Annotated in this window: 10 protein-coding genes; 8 read left to right on the top strand and 2 right to left on the bottom strand. The window is 58.1% G+C overall.

Features of this window, described 5'->3' with window-relative positions:
* Together ABYM29_RS12580 and ABYM29_RS12575 are read left to right on the top strand one after the other, a co-directional pair.
* A partial coding sequence (locus ABYM29_RS12580) for a pyridoxal-phosphate dependent enzyme (RefSeq protein ID WP_372865116.1) occupies positions 1 to 249 on the top strand: 249 nt, incomplete at its 5' end.
* Between the two features lie 43 nt (positions 250 to 292).
* Positions 293 to 1636: an alanine/glycine:cation symporter family protein gene (locus tag ABYM29_RS12575; RefSeq protein ID WP_372865117.1), complete on the top strand. Its 1344-nt coding sequence runs from the start codon at positions 293 to 295 to the stop codon at positions 1634 to 1636.
* Positions 1637 to 1696: 60 nt separating this feature from the next.
* On the opposite strand, the gene alr is transcribed toward ABYM29_RS12575, so the two are convergent.
* Complete coding sequence (gene alr, locus ABYM29_RS12570; RefSeq protein ID WP_372865115.1) at positions 1697 to 2809, bottom strand: alanine racemase; 1113 nt, start codon at positions 2807 to 2809, stop codon at positions 1697 to 1699.
* Positions 2810 to 2938: 129 nt separating this feature from the next.
* Between alr and ABYM29_RS12565 the strand changes: the two genes are divergently transcribed.
* From ABYM29_RS12565 to thrH, 4 genes are all read left to right on the top strand, one after another.
* Positions 2939 to 4168 (top strand): hypothetical protein, encoded by a 1230-nt coding sequence (locus ABYM29_RS12565; protein WP_372865114.1) that lies wholly within the window; start codon positions 2939 to 2941, stop codon positions 4166 to 4168.
* Between the two features lie 74 nt (positions 4169 to 4242).
* Positions 4243 to 5157 carry a 5'-nucleotidase gene (locus ABYM29_RS12560; protein ID WP_372865113.1) on the top strand — a complete coding sequence of 305 codons (915 nt, stop codon included), beginning with the start codon at positions 4243 to 4245 and terminating at the stop codon, positions 5155 to 5157.
* A 30-nt stretch (positions 5158 to 5187) separates the two neighbouring features.
* Positions 5188 to 6162, top strand: a complete 975-nt coding sequence (cysB, locus tag ABYM29_RS12555) for an HTH-type transcriptional regulator CysB (RefSeq protein WP_372865112.1) — start codon at positions 5188 to 5190, stop codon at positions 6160 to 6162.
* 89 nt (positions 6163 to 6251) lie between these two features.
* A complete protein-coding gene (gene thrH, locus ABYM29_RS12550) occupies positions 6252 to 6869 on the top strand; it encodes a bifunctional phosphoserine phosphatase/homoserine phosphotransferase ThrH (protein WP_372865111.1) in 618 nt (205 codons plus the stop codon).
* Here the strand turns inward: thrH and pabB are convergent.
* A complete protein-coding gene (gene pabB, locus ABYM29_RS12545) occupies positions 6866 to 8218 on the bottom strand; it encodes an aminodeoxychorismate synthase component I (protein ID WP_372865110.1) in 1353 nt (450 codons plus the stop codon). The genes thrH and pabB overlap by 4 nt on opposite strands.
* Before the next feature lie 333 nt (positions 8219 to 8551).
* Here pabB and ABYM29_RS12540 point away from each other — a divergent pair, with 333 nt between their 5' ends.
* Both ABYM29_RS12540 and ABYM29_RS12535 read left to right on the top strand, forming a co-directional pair.
* On the top strand, positions 8552 to 10285 hold the full coding sequence (locus ABYM29_RS12540; protein WP_372865109.1) for an acyl-CoA carboxylase subunit beta: 1734 nt from the start codon (positions 8552 to 8554) through the stop codon (positions 10283 to 10285).
* 54 nt (positions 10286 to 10339) lie between these two features.
* On the top strand, positions 10340 to 11248 hold a 909-nt coding region (locus ABYM29_RS12535; protein WP_372865108.1), incomplete at its 3' end, for a biotin carboxylase N-terminal domain-containing protein.

The raw sequence follows: 11248 nt of genomic DNA, 5'->3' as shown, positions 1-11248 counted from the left end.
GTGATTGATGGCTATGTGGGGCCGGGCTATGCCAAAGCGGACGAGGAGGTGTATCGCTGCATTGCCGACTTGGCGGCCTGCGAAGGTGTGGTATTGGACCCGGTATACACCGGCAAGGCGTTTCACGCCATGCTCTGCGAGCGTGAGCGCGGCCGTTTCGGTGATGATGGCGATATTGTGTTTGTGCACACCGGCGGTATTTTTGGTTTGTTCCCGCATCGCGAGCACTTTGATTTTCTCAACGGCTGACTGAAGCGCAATAACAATACGATAAGGCTTTTATATGGAAACCATGACTGCGCTGATCAGCGAACTCAATAGCCTGGTCTGGGGCTGGCCGATGCTGGTGATGATTCTCGGCACCGGCGCCTATTTGATGGTGGGGCTGCGGTTACTGCCGCTGCGCCATATTCCCCAGGCGTTTGGTCTGCTCCTGCGGGGCCGCAAGGGGCGTGCTGAAAGCGGTGAAATTAGCGCCTTTCAGGCGCTGATGACCTCGCTGTCAGCCACTATCGGCACCGGCAACATCGCCGGCGTGGCGACCGCCATTGCGCTGGGTGGCCCGGGTGCCCTGTTCTGGATGTGGTGTACCGCGCTGGTGGGCATGGCGACGAAATACGCCGAGGCGGTGTGCGCCGTGCACTATCGCGAGCGCGATGAGGCGGGAAATTTCACCGGCGGGCCGATGTATTACATCAAAAATGGTCTTGGGCCGCGCTGGCGTTGGCTGGCCGCCTGCTTTGCCTTCTTTGGTGCCTTTGCGGGCTTTGGTATTGGCAATACCGTGCAGGCCAACTCGGTCGCCGATGCCCTGAATAATACCTTTGACCTTCCCGTGTGGGTGACCGGTGTGGCTTTGGCGCTGGGCGTGGGCTTGGTGGTTCTCGGCGGTGTTAAGCGTATCGGTGCGGTGGCCGGGATACTGGTGCCCGTGATGGCGGTCAGCTACATGGCGCTGGGACTGGTGATCATTGCGATGAATGCCGCGGAGATTCCGGCGCTGTTTGCGCTGGTGGTGGACGCCGCATTCAACGGCGCGGCGGCGGTGGGCGGTTTCGCTGGAGCGGGCATGGTCGCGGCCATTCGCTTTGGGGTGGCGCGGGGGATTTTCTCCAATGAGGCCGGCCTTGGCAGCGCGCCGATAGCCCACGCCGCGGCGCAGACCAACAACCCGGTTCGCCAGGGGCTGATCGCCATGCTGGGTACCTTTATCGATACCATTTTGGTCTGCAGTATCACCGGCTTTGTGATTCTTCTTTCCGGCGTTTGGCAGGGTGGGGAGAGCGGTGCGGCGCTGTCGGCGCTGGCCTTCGACAGCTTGATTGGCGGCGGCGATTACATTGTTTCGCTTGGTTTGGCGGTGTTTGCCTTTACCACGATGTTGGGTTGGGCCTATTACGGCGAGCGCTGTGTGGTGTATTTCTTTGGCCGTCTTGCGGTTATGCCTTTTCGAATTGCCTGGGTGGCGGCGATCCCGCTCGGGGCGATGGCGCAATTAGATTTTGTCTGGCTGTTGGCCGACACCCTCAATGCCCTAATGGCACTACCTAACCTGATTGCCCTGATTTTGCTCAGCCCGGTGGTGTTCGAGCTTAGCCGTGCGCGTTTGGCTTCGGCACTGGCTGGCGACAGCTAAGGTCACGATATCTGGGCAAGGGCAAGGGCAGCGGCAAGCCCCGCGGCCGGTCGCTCGCCGCTAATAGTGGCGCGTTACGCGGGCGGTGACGCCGGTAAATAACTCGTAGCTGATGGTTTGGCAGTGCTTGGCGACTTCGGCTGCGGGCAGGCCGTCGCCCCAAAGGGTGACCTCATCGCCGACGCTCACCTTGTCGATCTCGCTGACATCTACGGTGAGCAAATCCATCGATACCCGTCCAGCGATGACGGCGCGTTGACCGTTGACCAATACCGGGGTGCCGTCGGCGGCGTGTCGCGGGTAGCCGTCGGCGTAGCCGGCGCCGACGGTCGCGATACGGCGGCTAGAGTTTGCCCGCCAGCGTCGGTTGTAGCCGACGCCTTCGCCGGCCTGCAGCTCGCGTATCGCCAGCACGCGGCTTTTAAAATTCATTACCGCGCGCAGCTGCTGGTCACCGCGAAGCAGGCCGGTGGGGTCGTCGCCATAGAGCATGATCCCCGGTCGTTGCCAGTCGGCGTGGCTGCCGGGGTGGGCAATGATGGCGGCAGAGTTGGCGAGGCTGCGAGGGAAGGTACCCAAGCCGGCACTGCTGTCGAACAGGCACTGGGCCTGCTCAACGGTGGTGGAGCTTGCGACATCGTCGGCATCGCTGAAGTGGCTCATATGGATAATGCCGCTGACATTGCGGTTGCGCGCCAGCAATTGGTGGGCGGCGCTGAAGTCGCCGCCGCTGAGGCCCAGGCGATTCATGCCGACATTGCGCTTTAGCCAGACTGTAATGGGCGCTGGCAGTGTGCTGTCGCACAAGGCCTGGGCGTCAGCCAGACGGTGGATGACCAGGTCTAATCGGGCGTGGGCACAGTGTTGTAGGGTGTCGTCGTCGACCAGGGTGCCGAGTAACAATATTTTTGCCTGAGCTTGGCTGGCCCGCAGTGCCAGCGCTTCGCTGAGTCTCGCAAGGCCGAAACCCTGAACCTTATCGGCCAGTTGCGCGGCGGCCCAGTCGGCGCCATGGCCATAGCCATTGGCCTTGAGCATGGCTAAGATGGCGCCATGCGGGGCGAGTTGTTTCACCACCATGGCGTTGTGGCGCAGCGCCTCGGCATCAAATTCCAGCCAGGTTGTATTATGCAAGGTTTGCCCGCGCTCCATCGTCCGTTCAGTTGTAGCCATAGTGGTGGCATTTGCTACCGTAAGTTTACCGGTCTCGCGCTGCTGCTGACAGTGCTTCTGTGGTCGCTTAGCGCGGCCGCTAGCGAAACGTGTCCGCCGCGCTTTGCCCCTGGGGCGAACAGCGATGCCTTGTATATAGCAGATGCCGACTGGCGTCGTATGCAGGCCTTGCGCGATCGTTTGGGGGACTGTCCGCAGTTGGCAGCGGATTTTGCTCTGGTTTACTTTTGGGGGCGCCGCGACCTGCCCGCCGATCTTCAGCAGTCTTGGCAACTGGCCCAGCGGGCGCGAGACAGCGTCGCCTGGCTTGACCAGCTGCGCTTGTTGCGCAGCGTCTACGTACTGGCCGGTTTATCCGCTGAGTATAGTGTTGAGGAGGCGCTGCGGCGCCTTCGCGGTGAGTTTTCCCGGGAGTCGGCAATTTACGCTGACAAGGTCATGGCGCTGCTTAATCAGCTGTTGCTGTGGTTGCCGCTGCGCGAAGTGGCCAGTGGAGCGGGGGAGCTGGCGTTAGCGCTACCTCAGGGCGGTCTGCTGGTCGCCGACGCCCAGGGACAACCGCGCTGGCGGGATGGTCAGGGGGCGGTTCCTAGCTCGCGGCGGCCGCAGGCGCTGTTTTATGACCGTGGCGGTCGCCAGCGCTTGCGGTTGTGGCGGCCGCCGCTGGCCCAGCCGGGGAGCTGGGTGGTTGGGCTGTTACACAGTGATTACGGCGAGGCCGGTGATGCTCACTGCACTGCCACGGCAGTGGCGGAGCGCTGGTTGATTACCGCCGCCCACTGCTTGTTTGCGGCGACTGCGGAGTCATTGCTAGCCAGGCAGGTGCGTTTTTACCCTCAGCCCTTGCAGCAGCCGATGTTGTTTCTCAAGCCCAGGCGTGCCTGGTTGTTGGCGAATCACCACCACCAGTTATTGCGCGGAGATATCGACGCCTACAGCGGGAGTGATCTGGCCCTGCTTGAACTGCCTGAGCCTCTGCCGGGAGAGGTTTTGTTTGCCGATTTAGCTGTGGCCAACTTGGCATCGCAGGCGGTGTTTTCACTTTCCTATCCGAATGACACGGCGCCGCGTAGTTTGTGGTTGAGTCTCTGCCAGGCAGCGCCGCTGCCCGGGCACCGCGGCGCGGCGATGGTGCTGTTGGGCCTGAATTGCCAAAACAGCGCAGGGCAGAGCGGCGCGCTGATTTGGAGCGATGATTCGGCGCCGCGGGCACTGGGCTTGCTGTCGGCCAATCTGTGGCGGGGCGAGCGATCGCAATCGGTGGCAGCGGGCTTCAGTAAGGTCTTGCTGGCCGATATTCAGCGGATTATGGCGGGCGAGACGCCTCGTCTGACGGAGTGGAATAGCCTTTATTTGTAGACTACGGTGGTGGTTCTACTTGTCTGCGCAGAGGCATCTTGTATAGTGGATAAGGTCTATTGCGAGGGATGTTCATGCCCAAAGGATTTGAAGACAAGCTAGTGGTCGCTATTTCGTCGCGAGCATTGTTTGATTTGGATGACAGTCATCGAGTCTTTGAAAGTCAGGGGCTGGACGCCTATCAGCAATATCAGATTGACCGCGAAGATGAAGTCCTTGAAAAAGGCGAGGCCTTTAATATCGTCGAGCGTTTGCTGCGACTGAATGAAATGCTGGATAAGGCCCGCGTTGAAGTGATCTTGCTGTCGCGCAATTCGGCGGACACTGGCCTGCGAATTTTTAACTCTATTGAACACTATGGCTTGAATATTCATCGCGCAGCCTTTAGCGGTGGTGACAGCCCGTATAATTATGTGTCCGCTTTTGGTTGTCATCTCTTTTTGTCTACGAATGCAGAGGATGTGCGCCGCGCCTTGGACAACGGTGTGGCCGCGGCGACCCTGCTGCCGCGTTCGCGTAAAGCTGAGCAGAGCGCCAAACGGGAATTGCGCTTCGCCTTTGACGGCGACGCGGTGTTGTTTTCCGATGAGGCCGAACAAGTGTATAAACGTCAGGGACTTGAGGCTTTTACCGCCAGTGAAGTGGCAGCGGCCGACCGGCCTTTGAGTGGCGGTCCGTTTAAACCCTTCCTGTCGGCGCTCAATACACTGCAGCGGGAGTTTCCCTCAGATGCGCCACCGATTCGGACAGCGTTGGTGACTGCTCGCTCGGCACCGGCTCACAAGCGGGTTATTCGGACCTTGCGCGAGTGGAATATTCGTATCGATGAGTCATTGTTTCTCGGTGGGCTCGACAAAGGAGAGTTCTTGCGTGCCTATGGTGCTGATGTATTCTTTGATGACCAGCAAAGCCACTGTGAGTCGGCCAGCGAACACGTGTCGGCGGGCCATGTGCCCCACGGCATTGCCAATCTTCCCGACGCCCGATAACGGCACCGCGATAACACGGAGAGAGCGATAATGAAGTTGCAGCAGTTGCGCTATATCTGGGAGGTTGCCCACCACGAGATGAATGTCTCGGCAACAGCGCAGAGCTTGTTTACTTCGCAGCCAGGGATCAGCAAGCAGATTCGTATGCTGGAGGATGAGTTGGGGGTGGAAATCTTCGCTCGCAACGGTAAGCACTTGACCCGCATAACGCCCGCAGGTGAGGCGATTTTGAAGGAGGCGGGGGAGATCCTGCACAAAGCTGAGGGCATTAAACAGATTGCCCAGGAATTCAAAAACCCCAGCAAGGGCAGCTTGTCGATTGCCACCACCCATACCCAGGCGCGTTACGCACTGCCGCCGGTGATCAAGACCTTCATTGAACGCTACCCGGATGTCTCTCTACACATGCATCAGGGCACGCCGATGCAGATATCTGAGCTGGCGGCGAATTTTGGTGTCGACTTCGCTATTGCTACCGAGGCATTAGAGTTGTTCAGCGATTTGGTGATGATGCCTTGCTACCGGTGGAATCGCACTATATTGGTGCCGCGCGACCACCCCTTGGCCAGTGTTTCTAAGCTTCGCGTTGAAGACATTGCGGCTCACCCTATCGTCACTTATGTTTTTGGTTTTACCGGCCGCTCGAAGCTTGATGAGGCCTTTATTCAACGCGGCTTGGAGCCGCGCGTGGTATTTACCGCGACGGATGCCGATGTTATTAAAACCTATGTGCGCCTGGGGCTGGGCATTGGCATCGTTGCGCAAATGGCTTACGACCCCAGCACCGATAGCGATCTGCTGGCACTGGATGCCAGTCATTTATTTGAGCCCAGCGTGACCAAGGTGGGCTTTCGGCGCGGCACTTATATGCGCAAGTTCATGTACGACTTTGTCGAGTTGTTTGCGCCCCACCTAACGCCTGAGTTGGTCGATCGCGCCTATCAGTGTCAGAGCAAGGCCGAGCTGGAAGCACTTTTCGCTCCCATTGAGCTGCCGACCTTTTAAGTCGGCAGAGGCCGTTGCGGTATCGTCATTGCTTTCTCGACGGCAAGCCGTTAGATTGACCGCCTTTTTTACTTGAGGAGAATTTCGCCGTGGAAATCGCATGCCTGGACTTGGAAGGTGTTTTGATTCCGGAAATCTGGATCGACTTTGCAGAGCGCACCGGTATCGAAGCGCTGAAAGCGACGACCCGCGACATTCCCGACTACGACGTACTGATGCAGCAGCGCCTGCGCCTGCTGGAAGAAAATGGCTTGGGCTTGCCCGATATTCAGGCGGTGATCGCTGATATGCGGCCGATGGAAGGTGCTCGCGAGTTTCTGGATTGGCTGCGCGCGCGTTTTCAGGTGGTTATCTTGTCGGATACTTTCTACGAATTTGCTGCGCCGCTGATGGCTCAACTCGGCTGGCCGACCCTACTGTGCCACAAGCTGGAAACCGATAACCTGGGCAAGGTGGTCGATTATAAGATTCGCCAGGTAAACCCCAAGCGCCAAGCTGTTTTGGCGTTTAAAACCCTGTACTACCGCATTATCGCCGCCGGTGACTCCTACAATGACACCACCATGCTGGCAGAGGCCGATGCCGGTATTCTTTTCAAGGCTCCAAGCAATGTGATTGAGGAATTCCCTCAGTTCCCCGCAGTGCATGACTACGAGGCATTGAAGCAAGAGTTTCTGAAGGCCTCTAATCGCAACCTCAGTCTTTAATCGTTCAACTCGGCAAGTGCGCGCATCAGCTTGCCGAGTTTTTCCTCAGTTTCCTGAAATTCCTCTTCCGCGACAGAGTCGGCAACAATGCCGCCGCCTGCCCAGCCGCGAATCACACCATTTTTACAGACAAAGCTACGGATTGTGATCGAGCTGTCCATATGCCCGCTTGCGGATAAATAAAACAGCGAACCACAGTAGAGGGAGCGCCGGCTGGGTTCTAGTTCGGCAATGATTTCCATGGCGCGCCGCTTGGGTGCGCCGGTGATTGAGCCGCCGGGAAAGCAGTCGAGCAGGGCGGCTAGTGGCGTTATGTCTGCTCGCAGTGAGCCCGATACGGTGCTGACCAAATGGTGCACCGTGCGAAAACTCTGCAATTCGAGCAGATTTTCGGCCTGCACGCTGCCTGCAACGCAGTTGCGGCTGAGGTCGTTGCGCAGCAGGTCGACAATCATGACGTTTTCGGCGCGGTTTTTCTCGCTGGCTTGAAGCTCCTCCGCCAACCTCGCGTCTTCTTTTGGGTCGCTGGCGCGCGCGGCGGTGCCTTTGATGGGTTGCGTCTGCAGCTGGCCGCCATCGGCGCGAATAAAACGCTCGGGGGATAGCGATAGCAGCTGGCCCTGACCGAAATCCCAGTAGGCGGAAAAGGGCGCGGCGGCGGCGCGGCGCAGTCGCTGATAGGCCTGCCACGGCGAGCCGCTATAGCGGGCGGAAAATTGCCGGGTGAGATTAATCTGGTAGCAGTCGCCGGCGAGAATGTAGTCTTGAATCTGCGCAAAGCGCTGGCGGTATGCCGGCCAGTCGAGCGGGCTGTGGAAGGCGCTTTCCAGTTTGAAGTCGCCGGCGTGGCTGGTGGCGGGTCGCCGGCCATCGGGCTGTTCGCCGTCGAGCAGCCGCTGGGCCCAGTGGCTCTGGCAGCAGCCTTGTACCACCAGCTCGCAGTGCTGTTGCTGATGGTCGACAACGATGGCCCAGCTATATATACCCACCAGTAATGCGGGTAAGTCACAGTCCAGCGGCCGCGATAACTGCTGGGCTTCGCCGAGTTCGTAGCTTAAATAGCCGATTGCGCCGCCGCAAAAGGGCAGTTCGCTAAGGCTGGCCATCGCATTGGTGTGGCCCTCTATAGCCTCCTGAGCCTCAGAGATCAATACCCCAATAGCCGTGTTATCACTGGCGTCGAATGAAATTATAGTGTCTGGATCGGCGGTGATTACGCTGAAGCGGCCGCGATCGCTATAGGGCTTGCCCGCGTCGAGAAATACCGGGTACGGGGCGTCTGCCAGCCATTCGAAGTAGGGGCTGCTATCGGCAAAGTAGCTGAGGGCGCGGCGACGTAAACTGGGCATTACTGCGGCGAAAAAGCTCGGTTGACGGCAGAGGGTAGGCGCTGATTGTACGCGCTAGGCCTATGAAAAATCTACTGTTTTAACAATGTGTTGGCAGAGCTGGAAGCGCCCTGCAGATTGACAGCTGGGGCGCTTCCCAGTAATGTTAGCCGCCGCTTTGAGAATCAAATAAGCCGTCGCCGACGATTTTGTTTTAGAACGGTAATTCTCAATCATCCGTTACTCACATGCCAGCTGGCAGGAATTCCGGCAGCCTGAAATCAAGGGCTGTGGATAGCTTCAGCCTGCATGCGGAGAGTGGAAACAAAAAAATTGCATCTGGGACTGACAGGCATGAGTAAAAAAGAGCATTTGACTCCCTCACTGGAAAATCCGTTCGCGCAGAAAGCCGAGCTTGAATTCACTGTGCCGGGGCAGATCGACTACGATCCCGGTCTGTATGAGGCCGCATTGCAGGCCGGTTATGACTTGCAGCAGCGTCCGATGAAAGCTGCGGGCATTAAAGCCGTACAGAAGCAGCACGAAAAGAAACGCATGACGATCTGGGAGCGCATCCAGGTGTTGGCGGACGAGGGCAGCGAGCCCAAAGTGCTGTACCAAAACTGGGGTAAAAACCTCGATGGCGCCTCGCTGGTGACCGCAATTGTGAAGGTCAACGGCCGCGATATCGCCATGTACGGCCACGATTTTACCGTTCGCGCCGGCTCCATGGATGCCACCAATGGCAGCAAGCTGGCCAACCTATTTCAATTGGCCGGCAAGTTGGGTATTCCGCTGGTAGGTATGAATGACTCGGCCGGCGCCTACATTCCGGCCGGTGTCGGCGGCTTGGACGGCTACGCGGAGGCCTTTACGGCACTGCGCAAAATCAACGGTGTGGTGCCCTCCATCATGTGCATGTTTGGCTACAATGCTGGCGGCGGCTCCTATCTGCCGCGTCAGGGCTCCTTTGTTATCCAGCCCAATGACACCTTCTTTGGCCTGACTGGCCCGGGTGTTGTTAAATCGGTGCTGGGCGAGGATGTGACAGCTGACGAGCTGGGTGGCCCCAGTGTGCACAGCAAGTCAGGTGTTACCGACTTTGTGGTGCCAGACGAAGTGGCGGCGCTGCGCAAAGTGAAGGAACTGCTGAACTACCTGCCAGACAATTCGGCATCACAGCCGCCGTTCCAGCCGACGTCTGACCCGCTCAACCGCAAAACCTGGGATGTGGATCTGCTGTTGAAGAAATCCTTCAACAGCCCCACCGGTTTTAACACGCCGTTTGACATCAGCATCATTATTCAGCAGCTGTGTGATCACGGTGACTACTTCGAAATCCAGCCCGAGCGGGCGCGCAATACCATCTGTGCCCTGGGCCGTATCGGCGGCAACGTCGTCGGATTTGTTGCCAACAATTCAGCGGTTGCTTCGGGGCAGATCGATATCGATGCCGCCTATAAGAATGCGCGCTTTATCCGCTTCTGTAATGTCTACAATATCCCGGTGATCTTTATGGAAGACACCACCGGCTTCCTGCCGGGTCGCGAACAAGAGGCGGGCGGTATTGTTCAAGCGGGTCGCGCCATGCTGGATGCGATTATCGACCTGCGCACACCGCGCTTCTTGGTCATTGTTCGCAATGCCTTCGGCGGTGCCTACGCCTCCTTCAACAACTATCCTACCGGTGCCGACTTTGTCTGCGCCTTGCCGACTACCCGCCTGGCGGTTATGGGGCCAGCGGGTGTTGAGTATGTGTACAAGGATGAGGTGCGCAAAATTCGCGGCTCTATCAAGTCTCGGGTTGCCGAAGGCATTAAGCAGAATATCGCTGCGGGCATGAGCGAGGCCGATGCTGAGGCCGCTGCCAGCGCCGCGGTCGCGGAGTGGCAGAAGCAGGAAGAAGCCCTGCTGACCCAACGCTATGAACGCGAACTGATGAACCCCAACGAAGCACTGAGCCTGGGATCTATTTCCCAGATCGTCATGCCCTCGGACCTGCGAAAAGTCCTGGGCGAGCAATTGGAATTGCACTTGAAGGGCTACACGCCTGCGCCGATGTCCGGCGTACAGCGTGAGTTCCACTAAGCAGCCATGCGCTCGACAACAACCACCAGACGATTCGCTTAAGAGGTTATCAACGTGCAGACAAGTAACAATTACTACCAGAACAATCCGCTGATCCACAAAGACCGTCAGCTGGCTAAATCTACTTCAGATTGGGTAAGAAGTTTCTCTTGTAAGGATATGAAACCGCTGATTATTTGCCGCGGCCCTATCCGTAAAGAGGCAATGGATGTCTTTGATGAAATGGGCATTAATGGCTACGGCATCCTGCTCTCGGAAAAAGACTCGATTACCTACACCAATGCGCTGGCCCCCGAGCTGCGTCGCTTGACCGACCCCGATCGTGTGCACCGTGTTCCCGATTACACCGGTGCTACCAAGGAGGAACGCAACAAGCGCATCCAGCAGATCATCAGCATCGCCCACGACAATGGCTACAACTCGATTTTCGCCGGCTATGGCTTTATGTCGGAAGACGCCGACATGGTCGAGGCGATGGAAAATGCCGGTCTGAACTTCATCGGCCCCTGTTCGTTTACCCAGAAGTCGGCCGGCATGAAAGACCAGGCCAAGCGCACCGCATTGGAAACCGGCGTATCGGTTACTCCCGGCGTGAACAATGCCACCAGCTTGGCGCTGTTTGCCAAGTACGGCAAAGATGGCCTGCAAGCCTGTGCCGAGGAACACAATCTCAGCGTTGATTTTGCGGCATGCAAAGACGAAGAAGAGCAGGCGCTGGCACTGTTGGCTGCGTCTTACGACGCGGGCATCGATATTATTAACGCTGCTGACATCGGCGCGGCGCTGCAAGTTGAGGCCAAGCGCATGCTGGCCGAAAAACCCAATAATCGCTTCCGCTTGAAAGCCATTGCCGGTGGCGGTGGTAAAGGCCAGCGCATCCTGCAATCGGCCAACTCCTATGACGGCGCCACGCTGGAAGAAAAGGTCGAGAAAGCCGCAGCCAATGTACCGTCCTTGGTGTTG

This window comes from Spongiibacter sp. (genome assembly GCF_041602295.1).
Lineage (GTDB): Bacteria > Pseudomonadota > Gammaproteobacteria > Pseudomonadales > Spongiibacteraceae > Spongiibacter.
Note: the sequence above shows the minus strand (reverse complement) of the source record. Positions and strands in the feature narration are given on the sequence as shown.

Bases quoted from the DNA above. Each gene is read 5' to 3' on its own strand.
- ABYM29_RS12560 (WP_372865113.1), top strand. From the start codon at position 4,243: ATGCCCAAAGGATTTGAAGACAAGCTAGTGGTCGCTATTTCGTCGCGA.
- cysB (WP_372865112.1), top strand. From the start codon at position 5,188: ATGAAGTTGCAGCAGTTGCGCTATATCTGGGAGGTTGCCCACCACGAG.
- ABYM29_RS12575 (WP_372865117.1), top strand. From the start codon at position 293: ATGACTGCGCTGATCAGCGAACTCAATAGCCTGGTCTGGGGCTGGCCG.
- pabB (WP_372865110.1), bottom strand. From the start codon at position 8,218: ATGCCCAGTTTACGTCGCCGCGCCCTCAGCTACTTTGCCGATAGCAGC.
- ABYM29_RS12540 (WP_372865109.1), top strand. From the start codon at position 8,552: ATGAGTAAAAAAGAGCATTTGACTCCCTCACTGGAAAATCCGTTCGCG.
- alr (WP_372865115.1), bottom strand. From the start codon at position 2,809: ATGGCTACAACTGAACGGACGATGGAGCGCGGGCAAACCTTGCATAAT.